Source organism: Streptomyces sp. NPDC051913, from assembly GCF_044593635.1.
In the GTDB taxonomy this organism is placed as follows: Bacteria; Actinomycetota; Actinomycetes; order Streptomycetales; family Streptomycetaceae; genus Streptomyces.
In genome coordinates, this window is sequence record NZ_JBIUCI010000016.1 from 37,894 (window position 1) to 56,622 (window position 18,729).

Consider the following 18,729-nt stretch of genomic DNA (forward strand, 5'->3'; position numbering starts at 1 on the left):
TCGGGGGTGCTCCTGTCCTCGCGCGGTGGTCAGCCGCCCAGCAAGGTGGTGGCTCGGAAGGCCAGTTGGAACGGCTGCTGGAAGGCGATGCGGGCCATGTCGGCCGGGTCGTGGCCCCACAGCGGGGGGTCGGGCTGCCGGGTCGGTGGTCCGGGTGCGGGGTCGAGCCGGACGCACGCGGCCTCGGGCACTCCGACGGCGCCCCAGGTCAGGTCCGCCCAGGTCTTCAGCTCCTCGGGCGGCCCCCCTGAGTCGAACCCGAACTGGGTGCCGCGCATGGGTTCGCGGAAGACGAAGAACCAGTCCTCGGCGCGGGCCCGGGCGGCGTCGAGGCCGGCGAACAGATAGAGCACCGTGGACTCGTCCAGCGCGAGCGGGGTGGCCGGCACTCCGTCGAACGTGGGGGGCAGTTTGCCGTCGACCCCGCGTACGGCGAGCAGGGCGGTGCCGGGGAAGCGCCGCAGCAGGTCGCCGCGCACGAGCAGCACCAGGTTGCCCTGGCCGCCCGTGCGCAACCGGCTGCCCAGCGGGGTGTCCGGAGGCCACAGCGCGATCTCCTCGACGTCCGCGTCGTCACCGGGCCAGAACCGGGCGAAGGGGGTGCCGCGCTGGTCGGTGGGGAACTCCCGCCACAGCAGTTCCCGGTTGAACTCGTGGTTGAGTCCGACGAGCAGGGCGGCGATGAACTCGGGGTTGGTCTCCAGCAGGGTCACCGAGTCGGGCGGCAGGGCGCTGATGCCGGGCAGCGCCCACTCGGGCCAGCGGGCCAGGAGTTCTTCGGCGATGGGCACGGTGAACTTGGGGTGGGCCATGATCGGCCGCAGGGGGCGGGCGTCGGTCGGGGCGCGCTCCGCCCAGAAGTCGGCGGGGATGCGGTCGCTCATGCGCAGCATCTGGAGCCGCGCCGCGGCGAGTCCGGCGCGCAGTTCGCCCGGCAGGCCGTTCTCGGGCGCGTCGTCGCCCATGACGCCCATGTCTCTCAGCCCCCGCGCCAGGACCGGGTCGGCCGGCTGCTCGTCGCCGGGGGTGTCGCCGCTCGCGCCACGCCGGGCGCGGCGGGCGAGGGCGCCGTTGCTGCGGGTCAGCCGGACGAACGAGGTGCTCGCCGTGCCGGCCAGCACCTTGTCCTTGGCCGAGGCCAGCAGACCGGCCAGGGTGGTCCCGATCATCTCCGGTGCCGTCCCGGACTCGTCCGGGTCCGGGACGGCCAGAGTGGTCTCGGACGCGACCGACGCGGGGACGGACAGCGCCATGCGGCCGCTGACCGGTGCCATGACGGTGACGAGGTCGGCGACCCCCAGGGGGTCCAGATGCTTGCGCTGGGCCCGCTCGGCCGCGACGGCGGCCAGTTCTCCGGTCGCCAGCAGTCGGTTGGCCTGCCGGATCTCGCCGACCTGTTCCCAGGCCCGGGCCATCAGGAACTCCTGCTCCAACTGCACGTAGCGGGTGCCGAGCGCGGCCGCCACCCGGCGGCGGACCTCCAGGTTGAGGGTGTTCATCCAGCTGTCCGGCTCGTCGGGCACGGTCTGCCGGCCGGTGTGGTGGCTGCCGTAGAGCGGTGGTGCCACGGCGACCGTGTCCCGGTCCTCGACCGGCTGTCCGTCACCTTCCTCCGGCGGCTGGTCCGCCCCCTCCTCGCCCGGTGTCACGGGCTCCTCGCGGCGCCGGGCCGGTGCGTCGAGGCGTTGGGTGAGCAGGGTGCGGAACCGGTCCTGTGCGACGGGGTCGGACCAGGTCTCGGGCACCGCCGTGCCGGGGGGCCGCAGTGCGCCGTCCAGGGGCACGGTGGCCGGTCCGGTGGTCGGCTCGGCGGGCCAGGGACGGCCGACGTCGATGGTGCGGCTGCCGAGTCCGGCCTCGGCGGCGGGCCGGAAGCGCAGTCGGCGGGCCAGTTCCTCGAAGGTGCCCGCCTTCCCGGTACGGAATCTCCACCAGTGGTAGACGGGCAGGTCGACGGTGTCCCGCCCGGCGATCGGCCAGGCGTCCTCGGTGGCCGCTCCCCCGGGCGTCACGTTCAGGCCCGCGTCGCGTCCGGCGGCGGTGGCGGGCACCAGGGCGGCGATCCAGCCCCGGTCCGGGGCCAGTCGGCGCGGGCACAGCAGTCGCGCGACGACGTCGGCCGAGTGGGCGCGCAGCCCCTGCTCCACGAGCGTCCGCGCACCGGCTTCGTCGGTGACGTTGTCGGGCAGCCGCGCCTCCACATGGGCCCAGGCCCATCGCTCGGCCGGCGGGGGCAGCGCGGCGACGGGAGCGGTGAGCACCGGGAGCGGGCGCGCGTCACGCGGCGGCGCCGCTTCGTCCTCGGCCAGCACGATCAGCGCGAGCCAGGGCTGCGGGGTGGGGCCGCCCGGGGGGAACGCCGTTCCCGGGGACAGCAGCCAGGGCAGGTCGGCGTGCGCCAGCTCCACTCCGGCGAGCACGTTCTCCGCGGCGTCGGCGGTGCCGGGCGGTGGTTCCTCCCGCAGGACCATGGTGCGTTCGAACCCGAACACGTCTCCCGGCCCCACCAGCGTCAGCGTCGGTCCCTGCACCGGTGCCGGCTCCTCACGGCGGCCGTCGATGTCACGGGCGAACCGCACCGACGTCGCCAGCGCCTGGCCCTGGGCCGAGGCGGCGGCGCCCAGTCGCGCCGAGGAGAAGAACCATCGCGCGCTCATGGGTGGATCTCCCAGCGCTCGACGAGCCGCACCTCGTCCTGCGGTCGCGCGAGTTGTCCGCGGACCGCCTCCCACGCGTCCGCCGTGGCGTCGACCAGGGTGACGTCGTCCAGCAGTGGTCGAAGCGTGTCGGCGGCGGCCACGGTGAGCGTCGGCGGGCGTACGGTGACGGCCGCTTCGCGTGTGCGCCACCGTTCCAGCCGCTCGGCGGCGCTGACCCCGTAGACCGCCTCGCGGCGGAAGAACCCCGGCCAGGAGGAGAACTGCCGCTCGGGCAGGGGCGGTTCGTAGCCCGTCTCGTAACCGTCGTCGACCCGGTGCCCGACGCCGACGCGGATGCCGTCGTCGGGGCCCGTCCGCAGCCCGCCGGCGTAGCTGGCGAACGCGGGTCTGGTCAGCTGCTCGTCCTCGGTGAGGTCGAAGAACTCGCCGGGCACGAACCGCTCGGGCAACGAGGGAAGTCCGGCGGCGGGCCTCGGCGTACCGAGGGTGATCTCCGTGATCGTCCAGGTCTGCACCGGCACCGGCCGTCGTTCGAACCGGGAGATCGGCACGCCCAGCGGCACGGCGTGCTGGGTGACGCGCAGGGTGGCGTCGGGGTGGACGAGGCTCCCCTGGTTCAGTTTCTCGGTCGCCGCGGGCGTGAACACGAGCGCGGTGCGCTCCTCGGCCGGCCGCTCCGCCGCCCAGGCCTTCGCCCGCGCCAGTTCCGAGGTGAGCGCCTCGATCGGCGGACGCGCGGGCTGTTGCCCGACCGCGGGCGGTGAGCCCCAGCGGACGTCGAAGTCCAGCTCGACGTCCCAGAACAGCACCGAGATGCTGCCGGTGCCGAAGGCGTGCCACGGCGCCGGACCCTCCAGGGTGAAGTCGAGGCCGATGCCGGCCAGTCGGCGGCCGAAGGCACACACCGCCACCCCGGCGCGTACGTGGACCGAGAACGCGAACGGGTCGAACACGAACAGGGCGTCAAGGCCGAGCCAGCCCTGCACCCCGCAGCCGGCGATCGAGGCGTCCAACTGCACCTGGCCGCCGAACATCAGCGCGTTGGAGGTGATCGCGAAGTAGGCCTCCATCCGCAGTCCGAACCCGTTGCCCGGGGCCAGGTCGACCTGGAGCCGGCGCAGCGCGGGCACCCGGGCGGGCCGGGTGTAGCGGGGGTGGAAGCCACCGGCGGACAGGACGAACTCCGGCTGCGCGCCGCCGCGTACCAGCAGATACAGCTCGCCCCGCACGGCGAGTCCCACGATCCACGAGCCGGACAGCGACACCAGCAGTTCGACCAGCGGGACGGCCGGTTCGAGCCGGCCGAGGACGCTCGCCTGCAACCGGATGAGCGGGGCCGCCGGGTCGGGCAGTCCGACCAGCAGCCGTCCCACCAGCACCGCGCGGGCCGGGGCGGGCAGTTCCAGGATGAGGGCGCCGGACAGGGACACCATCCGGCCGCCCCAGGTGATGCGGACCATCGGTCCGACCAGGAAGCGCCCGGTGGCGACCGGGAAGGCGGCGCCGAGGGAGCCGGTGATCTCCTGGGCGCGTTCCACCACGCGGTCCGGGAACAGCACGTGGTCGGCGTTGCCGTCGCAGACCAGTTGCTGAAGGGCGGTGATGTCCGCGCGCCGGTTGACGCCGACCAGGCCGCCGACCGCGTCCAGCGCGAACCCGAGGCCCAGTTGGATGCCGGGGGCCGGGAACTGGGCGGAGAGGAGCACCAGGAAGCTGGTGGGAGCCTTTCCGTCGGGCGGCCGGAACAGCGCGACGGCCTGCACGCGCAGCACCCCGAGGTCGACGGAGATGAGCCCCGCGTACCCCTGGTCCGGGGTCCGCCGGACCACACCGCCGCCGGAGACGGGTGGCAGCTTCAGTTCGGTGCCGATGCCGTCCGGGAACAGTTCGCGCAGCCGGCTCGGGTCGAGGCCCGGGCGGGTCGCCGGGGAGAGCGCCACGGGCAGGTCGATTCCGGCGCCCTCCAGGAAGACCCGCAGGGGCAGTCCCGGCAGCCCGGCGGTGGCGGACACGGAGAGGGCGAGCCGTGGCCCGCCCTCGTCGGAGGTCAGTTCCAGGGCCGCGCCCCGGGTGGACACGTACGGCGCGTTCACCCGCAGCGGGAGGGGGACGCGCAGTGCGCCGCTCGTGAAGCGCAGGCCCTCGGCCCCGTCCGCCCGGAGGGTGACGTCGACCGGTCCGGAGCCGTCGGACATCGGGCTGCCGCCGCCGAGGCCGACCAGCCGGGCCAGCGCGGCCGGCAGGACGGCGGCGGTGAGCCGGCGCAGCTCGACCTCGACGGCCGCGGGCACTCCCGGGGCCGCGATGACCTTGAGGCCGATTCCGTCGACGCCGATGCCCGGTCCTTCGGTCATCCCGGCGGCCAGTCGTCCGGTGCGCTGGAGTGTGATCGTCGCGGTGCCGCCGGGCGGCGCGGGCGGCAGGCCGGGGCCGAAGGCGCTGTCCCAGCCCTCGGGCGGGGCGGCGACGGTGGCCTCCGCGCTCCATGCCTGCGTGGCCGTCGAGGACAGGGAGAGGGCGGTCCCCGGGGTGACCACCACGTCGAACACCGGCCCGTCCGGGGTCACTCCGAGCACGGCCCGCCCGAATGCCGCTCCGGACGGGGCGGTGAGGACCAGCGCCACGCCCCGCGCGCCGGGCGCCCGCTGCCAGCCGTGCAGTCGCAACGGCACCGGCGAGTCGGTTCGCAGGTCGCCGAGCATCTCCCGTACGAGTTCCACCAGCGAGTTCCCGGGGGGCAGCCGGTCGTGGACGGCGCGCAGCCGTCCGGCGAGGATCGTGCCGGCGGCGGAGGGGTCCTCGCCGAGCTCGGGCAGATCGCGTACCAGTCCCTCCACGGCGTCCCGGGTCAGGGCGCGCAGTTGGTCGGCGACCTGGTGCAGGAGTTCGTGCGGGTCCATGGCGCTCACCCCTGGTTGGCTTCACCGTTGTCGATGACCAGCGCGCGGCCGAAGCAACCGACGCCGAGCCAGCGGCCGTTGGGGCTGAACGCCATCGTCAGCACCTCTTCGGTGCCCACCGCGTACAGCTCATCGCTGTTGAGATTGAACAGCCGTACGACGTTGTCGATGCAGGCGCTGGCCGCCAGCTTGCCGTTCGGGCTGAACGCCACGTGGGTGACGGCTCCCGGGTCCGAGCCACCGGCGACCAGCTTCGGCACCTGAGCCTTCTTGGTCCCGGATTCCGCCTCCAGGACCCGCGCGAACCCGTCCGAGCCGCCGACCACGGTCCAGTTGCCCTTCGGGTCGAACGCCACGCAGTTCGGGCTGGTGACCTCGTCGTCGGCCTCGCCTCCGACCCGCCACTCCTCCGCTCCTCCCTGCGCCTTGAGCATGCGGGTGGTGTCGTCCGCAGAGCAGCACAGCACCTTTGTCCCGTCCGGGCTGAACGCGACCGCGTGGACGGCGTTGGCAGGGGTCAGCTTCCCGAGTTCGGCGCCGGTGGCCAGGTCGAGGACCCGCGCGGATCCGGCGAACTTGTGGTTCCCGCCGTGGCGTTCGTCGATGGCCAGCGCGATCCGGGTGCCGTCCCGGCTCAGATCCACGTCGGCGATCAGGGGCGGGTCGACCGTGATCCGTTTGATGGTCGCGCCGGTGGCCTGGTCGAGTACGGCGACCAGGGTGTCGGTGACGGCGATCACTCGCCCGTCCGGGGCGAACCGCACGGTGTTCACGGAGTTGCCCGGATCGAGCGGCCCCTGCCAGACGACCGCGCCGGTCCCGCTGTCCCGCAGCGACACCGACTCGAAGTCGGCCACGGCGATCCGGGTACCGTCGGGACTGAAGGCCAAGCCGGTCACGGAGCCGTCCACGGGGACGTCCAGCGGGACACCGATGCCGATCGGGCGTATCCGGAGCAGGGAGTCGCTGCCGGCGCCGGCGAAGCGGGTGCTGTCCGGGCTGAAGGCGATCGCCTGGACCGAACCGTCGTGCTTGACGGGGAGTGCCACGGTGCCCGGCTCACTCATGAGCGGCTCCTCCTTGACGGCGAGGAGTTCGGTGGTGACGTCAGGTCGTCTGCTCGTCTGCGAATTGCGGCAACTCACCAGCCTAGCCGCAATGTCGACGCCCGCCACATGAACCGTCGCAGGTCATCGACCCGAACTGCTGTCGCATGGCGCGACCGTTTGAGCGGTGCAAGCATGGAGGTGGTGTGATATGACGCTCCGCGCTCTCGCGAGGAGGGATGGTCATGGCGAAACGTCTGATCGTCTGCTGCGACGGCACCTGGAACTTCGCCGACCAGCCCAGCAAGACGAACGTCGCCAAGGTCGCCCTGTCCCTGCGTTCGGGGACCGCCGCCGGTAAGGAACAGCGCGTCTACTACCACAGCGGCGTCGGCACCCTTCGCCGGGAACGGCTGCGGGGCGGCGCGTTCGGCGCGGGCCTGTCGCGGAACATCGTCGACGCCTACCGCTTCCTCGTCGAGACGTACGAGCCCGACGACGAGCTGTTCCTGTTCGGCTTCAGCCGGGGCGCGTTCACCGCGCGCAGCCTGGCGGGGCTGATCCGCAACTGCGGCATCCTGCGCCGCGACCACGCCGACCGGATCCCCGAGGCCTGGGCGCTGTACCGCGACCGGATCGAGCAGCCCAACGGCGCGGCAGCGACGTTGTTCCGCCGCTCGTACGCGCGCGAGACGGAGATCCGCTTCATCGGGGTGTGGGACACGGTGGGTTCCCTCGGTATCCCGGTGCCGGACGCGGCCTGGCTCCAGCCGGCCGCCAACCGGTTCAACCACCGCTGGGCGTTCCACAACACCGAACTGAGCGGCTGGGTCAGGGCGGCCTTCCACGCACTGGCCGTCGACGAGCAGCGCTCGGCGTTCCGGCCGACCCTGTGGCACCAGCAGCCCGGCGCCGCCGAGCAGGGTCAGGAGCTCCAGCAGGTCTGGTTCTCCGGGGTGCACTGCGATGTCGGCGGCAGCTACATGGAGACGGGGCTGTCCGACATCCCGCTGCTGTGGATGGTCGATCAGGCCCGCCGCCACGAGCTGGAGTTCGACGACGACGCGCTCAGCGAGGCGGGCCCGAAGAAGATGGAGCCCGAGAAGAGCATCGACTTCCGCGTACGGCCGGACGCCCTGGGGACACTGCACGACTCACGGACCAAGATGTTCAAGCTGGCCAAGCCGCTGCACCGGTCGATCGCGGCGGCGCTGAACGACCAGGGCGAGCCCGACGGGAACGAGTTCCTGGCGGTGCCCGCGAAGGAGCGGTACGACCAGGAGCCCGGCTACCGGCCGCCGGAGCTGGAACGGTATCTGGCCGACGCCGATCGGATCCGTCTGGAGCCGGTGCTGCTGCCGGGACTTGCCGCGGGCCTGCCGCCCCTGCCCTCCGCGCCGCCCGCGCCGCCCGCGCCGTCCGCCTCCTCCGGTCAGGAGGCGCCGGCCGATACGAGCGACGACCTCCACCGCACGACGTGACACCGCCGTGGCCGCTCGGGCCACAGCCGCCGACTGCCGGACCACGCGAAGGCGGCCCCACCTTGGTGAAGGAGAACCGGGATGCTGACCTCCGCCCTCTTCGCCGGCGACCCGCTGCTGGAAGCGATCGCGCAGGACCAGGACCGCATCTCGCGAACCCGGCACCGCAACGATCCGGCGGTGCGGAAGATCCAGATCGCCCTGCTCGACCAGGACCCGGACTGTCTGCCCCGGTTCGGGGCCGACGGCGACTACGGCGACGAGACCGCCGGCGCGGTGGCCCGGTTCAAGGTCCAGGTGCTCGGCGTTCCCCAGGCCGAGGTGATCGACGACGTCGGCCCGCTGACGGTGCAGAAGCTGGACGAGCTGCGCGCTGCCGCCGAACGGCCGCCCGTGGAGAGCGTCGTACCCGAGGACTGGCTGCTCACCGAGGCCGAGACGGGGCCCTTCCGCTCCCCCGCCTTCACCCTGGACAACCTGGTGGTGTTCTTCGTCGACGGCGAGGGGTACTACGACACACTGGCCGCGCGGCTGGACGCGCTGGCCGCCGGTGACCGGGTGCTGTTCGCCGGCTGGCGGTTCTCGCCCGAGCAGATGCTGCGCCCGGCGACCGCGGGCTCACCGGGGATCCTCGATCGGCTCCTCAAGCTCCACACCGACGGTGTCGTCGTCCGAGCGCTGCTGTACGGCTCGCAGTTCTCCACCCTGCCCGTGCGCAGGCCCAGGGTGCCCACCCTGCCGTCCAAGGACAACTTCGACTTCCGTACGGCGCTGGTCGGCGCGGGCGCCCAGGCCGTTCTCGACGCCCGCGTGGGGCACTTCGGCTCCCACCACCAGAAGTGCGCGGTGGTGCAGGGGACCGCCGAGGGGCCGTGCGCGTTCGTCGGCGGGATCGACGTCTGTCTCGACCGCTGGGACAACGCCGCCCACGTCGATCCTCCCTTCCGGCAGCGGGAGCCCGACTTCCTCGGTGTCAAGGCGAGCCTGCCCGGCTGGCACGACGTGCAGTGCGGGGTGTTCGGGCCCGCCACCGCCCAGATCTGGCAGGCCCTGGTCCAGCGCTGGAACGACCCCACCACGCCCAGCCGCATCGATGCCCCGCCGGTACCGATCCCGTCGTCGGAGGAACCTGGCCCCTCGCCCACCTCGGGCACCCAGGCCGTGCAGGTGCTGCGCACCCTCACCTGCAAGGGCGTCTACTCCTTCCTGCCGGGCGGCGAGTTCACCGTCACGGCCGCCTACCGCAAGGCGATAGGACGGGCGCGGCACTACATCTACATCGAGGACCAGTACCTGTGGCCCTCACCGCTCGTCGACGACCTGCGCGACGCCGCGGCCCGGGGTGTCCAGGTCATCCTCGTCACCGCGCGCGACTTCGACGCGCCGGGGCTGGGCGACGTCCACAAGGCGCTGCGTGCCGAGGCCCTCCAGCGCATCGCCTCCGCGGCGCCCGCGAACGTCCACTGCTTCCATCTGGAGCAGGCGGCGACCGCCCTGCAGATCTATGTCCACGCGAAGCTGATGATCGTCGACGACCAGTACGCCGCCGCGGGCAGCGCCAACCTCAACTTCCGGTCGCACACCACGGATTCCGAGCTGCACCTGGGCGTCTTCGACACGGATCTGGCCGACGGCACGGTCGGCGGCGCGCCCCACCGCTTCGGCGTGTCCGTGCGCGATCTGCGCACCCAGATCTGGGGCGAGCACCTCAACGAGGACCCGTCGCTGCACGAGGACCCGCTGGTGGGCCTCGGCCGTATGCCGACCGGGGGCGGCAAGACCGGCCATCTGGTGAACTTCCCGGTTCCGCCGCAGGTTCCCGCCGTGGACTGGCGCGAGGTGCTGCGGGAACTGCTGCGCAGCGTCCAGCAGATGGAGAACTGGCAGCTTCTGGCCCCGGTGGTGTTCGGCCCGCTCGCGATTCCCCTCCCGCTGGTGCCGGGCATGGACCTCGGTGTCCTCGCGGACCTCGTGCCCAGCCCCGAGTCGTTCCTGCGGGACCTTCTCAACCCCAACACCGTGTGCTGAGCGACGTGTCGGCCCGGCACACGGCGTCGGCGGTCAGGCTCCGAACACGGTGAACCCGAGGCCGGAGAGCTGGGACGCGAGGGCGGACACCGTGTCGGGGTCGTCGAACGCCCCGTTCTCGGCGAGGCCGTTGGCCGACTGGAACTCCTTGACCTTGCCCTGGGTGAGGGGGCCGTCCACGCCGTCCTGGGTCAACGGCTTGACGCCCAGGGCGAGCAGTGCCCCTTGTACGCCGAACACGTCGGAGACGTCCAGCACGAGCTGTTCGACGGGCACTCCCTGCGCTTGCGAGGCCGACGCCAGCAGGAGATGGGCCCGGTCGAGCTTGTTGCGGATGCGGATGGTGCCGACGTCCGGTGTGAAGTGACACTCGTCCGCGGCACCCGGCCAGTCACGGACCGCCACATGGCCCTGGAACTTGGGGAAGCGGAACATCGGGCCCATCCCCCAGCACATGCTCAGCGTGGCCAGCTGGGCGTTGGCCGGCCACGAGGCGAACTCCCCGAAGCCCTCCCGCCCGGTGAGCACCGTCTCCATCTCGTCGAGCTTGGCGAACACATGGCGGTCGATGTCGTCGTCCTCCACGTGCAGCCGTGTCAGCGGCGGCCTGAAGTTGCCGTGCCCGAAGGGGGCGAGGTCCAGCCGCGACTTGACCGCGTCCCACTCGGCGGCGACCTCCTCGGACGTCGCCTCGCTCTCCGTGTCGTTGACCAGCCAGCGCAGCAGGCCGGCGGCGGCCAGGGAGAGGGCGCGCTCCTGGGCGGTGGGTGCGGAGTTGTCCCGCGCGGTCTCGTCGATCTTGTTGCCGATTCCGGTGCTCACATACCCCTTCACATCGAGGTACATGAAGTGGACTCGCCCTTCGAGAGGGTCGTTGAAGGAGATCCAGTAGTCGCGAACGCTCTGGTGCATGGTGCGGCCTTTCTCGCTCTGTCTCCCCCACGTTCGGGCAGCATCCGCGCGAACCGCGACGAGGGCCCGACGCCGAGCTCCTCCGCCAGCAGGCGGCGGAACGCCTCGTAGTGCCGGACCGCCTCGCCGACATTGCCCTCCGCGAGATGCGCCGACACCATGGCCCGGTGGGCGCTCTCCCGCAGCGGCTCCGCCCGTACGGCGGCCCACGCCACCTCCACCGCCAGGGCCGGTCTGCCCTGCCGTATCAGCGCCTCGGCCAGTGCGTCGAGGGCGTGCAGCCGCAGTTGCCGCAGACGCTCGCGCTCCAGCAGCACCCAGTCCTCGTCCCAGCCGGGCAGCAGGTCCTCGCCGGTCAGGAGTCCCAGCAGGGGCAGCGCGTGGAGCGCGGTGCCGTCGCCCTGTACGACGCCCAGGGCGGCCCGGGTGAGCGCGTGGACGTCCACCCGCAGGGCGGGAGTGACCAGCAGGGCGTCGCCCTGGCAGCCGATCAGGGGCGGCTCGGCTCGCGGCAGCTTCCACAGGGTGGTGCGCAGACTGCCCCTCGCGTGTGCCTCGGTGACCTCTGGCCACAGGGTGCCGGCGAGGACGGAACGGGAGACCCGCCCGCTCAGGCCCATGAAGGCCAGCAGCCGTTGGGCGTTGCGGCACAGTTCGACGCTCTCGGAGCCCAGTTCCAGCCGGAACTGGCCGAGCAGTCGCAGCCGGGGAGGAGCAGACACCACCTTGACCGCCTCACGCACGGTGTTCCGCCACCATTTTCGTCCTCTGTCGCACCCCCCGGCAACTCGACGGGCACGTCTCCCCGCCTCCCCGATGACGCCGCGGTGACGCCCTGCTGACGCCTCCTCCGTACCTTCTAACGCACCGATCGCATTCGGAACCAGAGACCGGGAGCGGAGCCGTCATGGTCGCTCTGTCCAACGTCCAGTTCGGCAAACGGAACGAGGACGTACGCACCGTGCAGAAGGCCCTCATCAAACGAGGCCACAAGATCCCCGACGGAGCCACCGGCCTCTTCGGCGAACAGACCCGTGCCGCCTACCGAGCCGAACAACTCGCCCAGGGCTTCAAAGGCAGCGACGCCGACGGCAAACCCGGCCTCACCTCCCTCACCACCCTCGGCCACTTCGCCCACTTCACCGTCGAAGGCGGGCACACGTCCGCCGACGGGGCGGGGGCGCTCGCCCTGGCCCGGGTCACCTTCCGCGATCCGGGCGACGAGTCGGGCGAGGCGGCGATGCGCCGCTACGCCCGCAAGGCCTGTCAACTGACGGGCATGGACCCGCAGTTCGGTGTCCAGGCGCTCACCACCATCGCCCGGCGCGAGTCCGCCTGCAACCACCCGAAGTTCCGGGTGAACACCACGGACGTCAACGCGCACGGCCGCACCGCGGCCGACGGCCACCCGCTCAACTGCTCCCGCGGCGCGACCCAGTGCGTGCCGTCCACGTTCGCCACGTATCACCAGGCGGGCACTGCGGACACGCCCTATGACGTGGTCGCCTGCATGTGCGCGACGATCAACTACGTACGCCACCGCTACCACGTGAACCGGTCCGGCTCGAACTTCGCCGCCCGCGTCCAGCAGGCCGATCCGCACCGGCCACCCCACTGGTACTAGGAGTTCCCCATGGTCGCTCTGTCCAACGTCCAGTTCGGCAAACGGAACGAGGACGTACGCACCGTGCAGAAGGCACTCATCAAACGAGGCCGCAAGATCCCCGACGGAGCCACCGGCCTCTTCGGCGAACAGACCCGTGCCGCCTACCGAGCCGAACAACTCGCCCAGGGCTTCAAAGGCAGCGACGCCGACGGCAAACCCGGCCTCACCTCCCTCACCACCCTCGGCCACTTCGCCCACTTCACCGTCGAACGCGGGCACACGTCCCCCTCGACACGGCCCGCCGGCAAGGGACATGTGGCCTCACCCGTGCCCGGGCACAAGGTCACGTTCCAGTTCTTCGAGCGCGGCGACTACGCCTGGAAGCCCGACGGTGTCGGCCGGCACACCGGGCAGGACTTCGCTGCCAAGTCCGGCGTCCCCGTGGTCGCCGTACGCGGCGGCACCATCGCCTGGTCCAACGGGCAGGGCGGGGCGTACGGCCAGTGGATCGGCCTGTCGGCGGACAACGGTCACATCTACACGTACTGCCATCTCTCGCAGCGTCAGGTGAAGGTGGGCCAGCGGGTCCACGCCGGGCAGCAGCTCGGCAAGGTGGGCACCACGGGCAACTCCACCGGGCCGCACCTGCACTTCGAGATGTCGAAAGGCTCCTCGTGGTCCTACGGCAACGTCGCCAGGCCGAGCTGGTGACCTGAAAGGCCCTGGCCGGCCCCACAGGGGCTGCCAGGGCCTTCACATGGGCGCGGGTCAGGAGTCCTCGAAGAGCAGGTCCTCACAGGGATGGGTCATCCGTACGGTCTGGCCGTTCGACGTCTCCACGACTCGGTGCAGACCGACGCAGCGTTCACCCGTGGACAGGATGGAGAAGCGGTCCCCGACACCGGCCAGGAAGGCCGGGAAGGCCGCCAGCGGCATGTCCAGTTTGAGGTAGTCCACCAGTCGGCGGAACAGCTTGGGGAGCAGTACGGCCTCGTCCGTCAGCGTGGACAGGCCGGTGATCTTCGCCCCGGTCGTGGTGACATCGGCGGGCCACAGGCCCCGTCCCGCCTCCCGGGCCTCCGTGGCCGCGGTGGTCAGCTCCACCCGGAGACTGGTGAACAGGCTGCGGTAGAACGTCGGGTACACCAACCCCGTTGTCACCATGTGGTGGTTGAGGGTCGTCCTCAGCACGGCGGCGTCGACGTCCATCTCCAGGCCGCTGTCCCCCGGCGGTGTTCCGCGCCCGGCCAGGGCGATGCACCGGCCGTGGACATCGGAACCGCGGGTGAGGACGAACCCGGGAACCTGCTCCGGGGTGGTGGCCGTCACGCTCTCGTCCGCGTGCTGGACGTCGGTGAAGCCGAGCCAGCTGAGCAGTTCGTCCCGTGCTGCATGGGCGAACTGCAGCGGCTGGTGGACACGGTTGGGGCCGTAATGGGTCTCCAGGGCGTCGATCGCGTCCAGCCGCAGCGAGGCACGCCCCGCCGCGGTGTGTTCGACGGCGCGGCCCAGTCCGCCGCCGACCAGACTCCACTGCGCGGGGTCGTCGGCCGTGAAATGCACCGTGTCCCCGTCCGGTTGGGAGCCTTTGACCTCGTAGAACCCCTTGATGAGCAACATGGGCATGGCGACACCTCCGCGACGGGTCGGCCCCCCTTCAAATGGTGCGCCCGGATCGGGAGTTCCGCACCTCAGCGGCAGTCGGCGCGCCGCCGACGACAGGTTCTCCGTTCAACCGTTCGGTTGAACGCGTCTTCCAACTCCCGGAGCCCGCCTCCCTCCGCACGGACGACGCGCGAGCGGGCCGGGCGGCGGCACACTGATCACCGCCCGTGGCACGCGCCGGGCCCTTGACGCCACCCCCCTCTCAGAGAGGTCTCCTCGCATGCCCTCTTCGCCCAGCAGACGACATGTCCTCGCCCTCGGTGCCGCGCTCGGCGTGGCCGCCTCGGCGGTCCCGGCCGCCGCTTCTCCCGGCGCCTCGGGGCGGTCCGGCGGCCGTGAGGAGACCCGCTCGCTCGACGAGCTCTACCGGGCCGCCGTGGCGGACGGCGCAAAGCTCGTCGTCTACGCCGGCGGTGACACGCCCACCCAGCAGGACGGCACCAAGGCCGCCTTCCGGGACCGTTTCCCGGACATCGACCTGACACTGATCGTCGACTACAGCAAGTACCACGACGTGCGCGTCGACAACCAGTTCGCGACCGACACCCTGGTCCCCGACGTCGTACAGTTGCAGACCCTCCAGGACTTCGACCGCTGGAAGCAGCAGGGCCGGCTGCTGCACTACAGGCCCGCGGGGTTCTCGAAGGTCTACGACAAGTTCAAGGACCCGCAGGGCGCGTGGGTGGCCACCGGCGCGATCGCCTTCAGCTTCCTGTACGGCACGGCAGCCGTCGGGCAGGACGCCCCGCGCACCCCGCAGGAGCTGGTCGACCCGAAGTGGAAGGGCCGGATCGCCTCGTCGTACCCGCACGACGACGACGCCGTTCTCTATCTGTTCAGCCTCTACGCCCGGCAGTACGGCTGGGACTGGGTGGCCCGACTGGCCGCCCAGGACGTGCGGTTCGCGCGCGGCAGCAACTCCCCCGGCGACGCCGTCTTCGCCGGACAGAAGGCGATCGGCGTCGGCACGGCGGGCTCGCTGGTCGCCCCTCAGTCGTCGCCCGCCCGGTTCGTCGTCGCCGACGGGCACCCGTTCATGGGCTGGGGGCAGCGCACGGGCATCCTCAAGCAGGCCAAGAACCCGCTGGCCGCCAAGCTGTTCCTCAACTGGCAGCTGTCGACCGAGCGGCAGAACAACTCCTTCAACGGATGGTCGGTGCGCACCGACGTCACTCCCCCGGCCGGCCTCAAGCCCCTGTGGGAGTACCCCGAGGCCCACGTGGACGGCTTCCCCCGCTTCATGGCCGACCGCGCCGAGGTGGAGCGCTGGAAGCAGACCTTCGCCCTGTACTTCGGCGAGGTCCAGGGCGCCCCCACTCCCGGCAGCCTCGGACTGCACCCGGGCGCCTGAGCCCTGTGCGGCGGTGCGGTGGTCGCGCGGATTCCTGTCCGGCGTGACCGCCGCACCGCTCTTCACATGGGCCATACAGGCCGTGGATAGACTCGGTTCTCCTGTCCTGATGGATCTTCCGTCCAGGGGGTTTGCCGTGTCCGACCCCGGCCCCGCGCACGCGTTCGCGCCGTTCCGTCGCAGCGGGTTCGGCCCGAGGCAGCTGCCGCACCTGTTGTTCTTCCTGGTCGTCGGTGCCGCGGCCGTGCGCCTGGCGCGGCTCAACATCCCTCTGTGCTGGGAGGTCGTGACCGTCAGCGCCCTGCTCGCCGTGACGTACGCGGTGGGCCTCGCGCTGGGGGACAGACTGGGCCCGCGTGCCCGGCACGCCTGGGTCGCCCTGCTCCTGCTGCTGTGGGCGATCCTCGTCCTCCTCGCCCCGCCGCCCTTCACCGGTGCCTACGTCTGGTGCGCCGTACCGCTGGCCTGTGTGGCGCTGTGCAGTGTTCCGCCCCGGGCCGCCGGTGCGGCGCTGGCCCTGATCACCGCCCTGCTCGTCGGTCAACTGACCCGTACCGCGGGCGGGTTCGACCCGGAGATGGTGCTCGTCCCGGTGGCAGCGGTGTGGGGCACGGTGGCGCTGTACCGGGCCCAGCAGCGCGACGTCGCGGAGCGCGAGCGACTCCTGGAGGAACTGCGTGGCACACGGGACGTCCTGGCCGCCGAGCGGCATCGCAGCGGTGTGCTCGAGGAGCGGGCCCGTATCGCTCGCGACCTGCACGACACGCTCGCGCAGGACCTGTCCGGCAGTCTCATGCTGTTGCAGGCAGCCGAACAGGACTGGGACGAACGGCCCGACGCGGCCCGCACCCATGTCCGCGCGGTCGCCGAAGGTCTGGACGCGGGCCTCGGCGAGACCCGGCGGATCATCCAGGACCTCGCCTCACCGACCGTCGCCGAAGCCGGACTCGAGGGTTCCCTGCGGCTGCTGTGCGCCCGGGCCCACCAGCCGGGCGACGCCCCCCGAGTGCGGTTCGGCGCGGTGGGAGATCCGACCGTCGAGCTGGACGAACACACCGAGACCGCCTTGTTCCGGGTGGCCCAGAACGTCGTGGCGAACGTCCGCGACCACGCGCACGCGACCCAGGCGACGGTGACGCTCCGGCGCCTCCAGGACCGCGTCGAGCTGGACGTGAGCGACAACGGCGTAGGCTTCGACCCCGCCCGCGGCGGCGGTCCGGTCCGAGCGGGCCGGGGCTTCGGCCTCCTCGCCGCCCGAGCGCGGCTGCGCGAGTACGGGGGTGACCTGGAGGTCGTCAGCACGCCGGGGCGCGGCACCCGCATCCGGGCCACGGTCCCGACGCCGGTACGGCCCCGCGCGCATGCGCCCCTGTCCGCGGCGGCCGTCCGATGACAGCTCCGCGTCGGCGCGTCCTGATCGCCGATGACCACGCTGTCGTCCGCGCGGGGCTGCGCGCCCTGCTCAGCGGCGCCCCCGACCTCGAAGTGATCGCGGAGGCCGGCACCGGTGAGGAGGCCGTGCGGCTCGCCCTGGCGCTGACACCCGATGTCGTCCTGATGGACCTGCGTTTCGGGGGCACGGACGACGGCATCGACGGCGTCGAGGCGATCCGCCGGCTGGCCGCCGAGGCTCCGGGTCTGCCGGTGGTGATGCTCACCAGCTATGCGGGACGCGCGGACACCGTACGGGCGTTGGAGGCCGGCGCACGCGGCTATGTCCTCAAGGCCGGTCCGCCGGAGGAACTCTTCAGCGCCGTGCGCAGCGCCGCCGAGGGCGGATTCGGGCTGGCGGCGGACCTGGTCGGCGCGCTGGTCGGCCAGGTCGTCGCCCCGGCGCCCGAACTGACGGGGCGGGAGCGGGAGGTCGTCCGGTTGATGGCCGACGGCCACAGCAACCGGGCCATCGCGGGCGCCCTGTATCTGAGCGAGGCGACCGTCAAGACACACCTGGTGCGCGTCTACCGCAAGCTCGGCGTGGACAACCGGGCGGCGGCGGTGGCCGAGGCGGTACGCCGGGGCCTGCTCGAACTCACCTGAGGGGCCTCCCGGGGCCCGCGTCGGCGTCGGTCACCCGGCGCACGAGATCCGCCCAGGTGCGCCGCAGCCGCACGGTGGTGACCCACTCCGCGTCGCGCAGCTGGTCCAGGGTCTCCAGGTCCACAAAGGAGAGCAGGGCGTGGGCGAGCAGGGCGTGGTCGCCCACGACGTCCGCCTCCCGCAGGAGCGACTGGACGTGGTGCCGGAAGGCCCGGCCGTAGTGGGTGGCGCGGCGGCGTTCGACGGGGATCTGGCGGCCGAGTGCCGGGCCCAGGTCCGTGGCGTCGGCGACGCGGTCGATCAGCGCACAGCCGAACGCCGTCAGCCGGTCCCGCGCCGGCACGCCGGGGCCCAGCGGGGGCGGCCCCGAGGTGTAGAGGTCGTAGAACTCCCCCTCGACGTCGTCCAGCAGCGCCAGCAGGAGCCCGTTGCGGTCGCCGAACCTGCGGAACAGGGTGCCCTTCCCGACCCCGGCGACCTGTGCGACCTCGTGCATCGTGACGTGCTCGGCGCCCCGCTCGGCCACCAGCCAGGCGGCCGCCTCCAACAGCCGGGCCCGGTTGCGGACGGCGTCGGCACGCTCCCCCGCGGGATCGCCCGACGGGTCGGTCATCCAGCGCTCCGGAGCATGACCTCGACGTACACGTCACCGTCCTCGACCCGCACCGGATACACCGGGACGGGCCGCGAGGCCGGCGGGTCGAGCGGTTTGCCGGTGCGCAGGTCGAAGCGGGAGCCGTGCAGCCAGCACTCGACCGTGCACCCCTCCACCTCCCCCTCGGACAGCGAGACGGCGCTGTGCGAGCACACGTCGTGGATCGCGAACACCTCGCCCTCGGTCCGGACCAGGGAGACGGGCAGACCGTCCACCTCGAACCGCCGGGGCACGCCCTCCTCCAGTACGTCGAACCTGCACAGGTACGTGTGACCGCTGATGGGCATGGGGCTCCTGGGGTGCGTCCGGGGCACGCTCGTCCGCCCCACCGCCGGGCGGGCGATCATGCCGGTCCGCCCACGCCAGCGAGCCGGCCGGGCCCGGAAAC

15 protein-coding genes are annotated in these 18,729 nt (G+C 72.2%); 7 read left to right on the forward strand and 8 right to left on the reverse strand.

The window, feature by feature from the left end; genetic code table 11:
• Positions 1–29: 29 nt before the first annotated feature.
• From ACIHIX_RS36590 to ACIHIX_RS36600, 3 genes are read right to left on the reverse strand one after another with little or no spacing between them, the layout of a single operon-like run.
• Positions 30–2,657 (reverse strand): hypothetical protein, encoded by a 2,628-nt coding sequence (locus ACIHIX_RS36590; RefSeq protein WP_399963996.1) that lies wholly within the window; start codon positions 2,655–2,657, stop codon positions 30–32.
• On the reverse strand, positions 2,654–5,560 hold the full coding sequence (locus ACIHIX_RS36595) for a DUF6603 domain-containing protein (RefSeq protein WP_399963998.1): 2,907 nt from the start codon (positions 5,558–5,560) through the stop codon (positions 2,654–2,656). Before ACIHIX_RS36595 ends, ACIHIX_RS36590 begins: the two co-directional genes overlap by 4 nt.
• A gap of 5 nt (positions 5,561–5,565) precedes the next feature.
• Entirely contained in the window at positions 5,566–6,627 is a 1,062-nt protein-coding gene (locus ACIHIX_RS36600) for a WD40 repeat domain-containing protein (RefSeq protein ID WP_399964000.1), read from the reverse strand.
• Positions 6,628–6,851: 224 nt separating this feature from the next.
• Between ACIHIX_RS36600 and ACIHIX_RS36605 the strand changes: the two genes are divergently transcribed.
• Together ACIHIX_RS36605 and ACIHIX_RS36610 are read left to right on the forward strand one after the other, a co-directional pair.
• On the forward strand, positions 6,852–8,087 hold the full coding sequence (locus tag ACIHIX_RS36605) for a DUF2235 domain-containing protein (RefSeq protein WP_399964002.1): 1,236 nt from the start codon (positions 6,852–6,854) through the stop codon (positions 8,085–8,087).
• Between the two features lie 81 nt (positions 8,088–8,168).
• Positions 8,169–10,115, forward strand: coding sequence for a phospholipase D family protein (locus ACIHIX_RS36610; protein ID WP_399964004.1), 1,947 nt, complete (start codon positions 8,169–8,171; stop codon positions 10,113–10,115).
• 33 nt (positions 10,116–10,148) lie between these two features.
• Here the strand turns inward: ACIHIX_RS36610 and ACIHIX_RS36615 are convergent, their stop codons facing one another.
• Both ACIHIX_RS36615 and ACIHIX_RS36620 read right to left on the reverse strand, forming a co-directional pair.
• Positions 10,149–11,027: a peptidoglycan-binding protein gene (locus ACIHIX_RS36615; protein WP_399964006.1), complete on the reverse strand. Its 879-nt coding sequence runs from the start codon at positions 11,025–11,027 to the stop codon at positions 10,149–10,151.
• A complete protein-coding gene (locus tag ACIHIX_RS36620) occupies positions 10,946–11,749 on the reverse strand; it encodes a BTAD domain-containing putative transcriptional regulator (protein ID WP_399964008.1) in 804 nt (267 codons plus the stop codon). Before ACIHIX_RS36620 ends, ACIHIX_RS36615 begins: the two co-directional genes overlap by 82 nt.
• Before the next feature lie 185 nt (positions 11,750–11,934).
• Between ACIHIX_RS36620 and ACIHIX_RS36625 the strand changes: the two genes are divergently transcribed.
• Together ACIHIX_RS36625 and ACIHIX_RS36630 are read left to right on the forward strand one after the other, a co-directional pair.
• Positions 11,935–12,651 (forward strand): peptidoglycan-binding protein, encoded by a 717-nt coding sequence (locus ACIHIX_RS36625; protein WP_399964010.1) that lies wholly within the window; start codon positions 11,935–11,937, stop codon positions 12,649–12,651.
• A gap of 9 nt (positions 12,652–12,660) precedes the next feature.
• Positions 12,661–13,344 (forward strand): peptidoglycan DD-metalloendopeptidase family protein, encoded by a 684-nt coding sequence (locus ACIHIX_RS36630; protein WP_399964012.1) that lies wholly within the window; start codon positions 12,661–12,663, stop codon positions 13,342–13,344.
• 57 nt (positions 13,345–13,401) lie between these two features.
• On the opposite strand, the gene ACIHIX_RS36635 is transcribed toward ACIHIX_RS36630, so the two are convergent.
• Positions 13,402–14,259: a nuclease gene (locus ACIHIX_RS36635; RefSeq protein ID WP_399964014.1), complete on the reverse strand. Its 858-nt coding sequence runs from the start codon at positions 14,257–14,259 to the stop codon at positions 13,402–13,404.
• Positions 14,260–14,518: 259 nt separating this feature from the next.
• Between ACIHIX_RS36635 and ACIHIX_RS36640 the strand changes: the two genes are divergently transcribed.
• The 3 genes from ACIHIX_RS36640 (at position 14,519) to ACIHIX_RS36650 (ending at position 17,686) form a co-directional block, all read left to right on the forward strand.
• Positions 14,519–15,649: an ABC transporter substrate-binding protein gene (locus tag ACIHIX_RS36640; protein WP_399964016.1), complete on the forward strand. Its 1,131-nt coding sequence runs from the start codon at positions 14,519–14,521 to the stop codon at positions 15,647–15,649.
• Positions 15,650–15,785: 136 nt separating this feature from the next.
• Complete coding sequence (locus ACIHIX_RS36645) at positions 15,786–17,042, forward strand: sensor histidine kinase (RefSeq protein ID WP_399964018.1); 1,257 nt, start codon at positions 15,786–15,788, stop codon at positions 17,040–17,042.
• On the forward strand, positions 17,039–17,686 hold the full coding sequence (locus ACIHIX_RS36650; protein ID WP_399964020.1) for a response regulator: 648 nt from the start codon (positions 17,039–17,041) through the stop codon (positions 17,684–17,686). The genes ACIHIX_RS36645 and ACIHIX_RS36650 overlap by 4 nt, the downstream gene beginning before the upstream one ends.
• Here ACIHIX_RS36650 and ACIHIX_RS36655 read toward each other — a convergent pair.
• Complete coding sequence (locus ACIHIX_RS36655) at positions 17,679–18,299, reverse strand: TetR/AcrR family transcriptional regulator (RefSeq protein ID WP_399964022.1); 621 nt, start codon at positions 18,297–18,299, stop codon at positions 17,679–17,681. The genes ACIHIX_RS36650 and ACIHIX_RS36655 overlap by 8 nt on opposite strands.
• Positions 18,296–18,628, reverse strand: coding sequence for a non-heme iron oxygenase ferredoxin subunit (locus ACIHIX_RS36660; protein ID WP_399964024.1), 333 nt, complete (start codon positions 18,626–18,628; stop codon positions 18,296–18,298). The genes ACIHIX_RS36655 and ACIHIX_RS36660 overlap by 4 nt, the downstream gene beginning before the upstream one ends.
• Positions 18,629–18,729 lie beyond the last annotated feature (101 nt).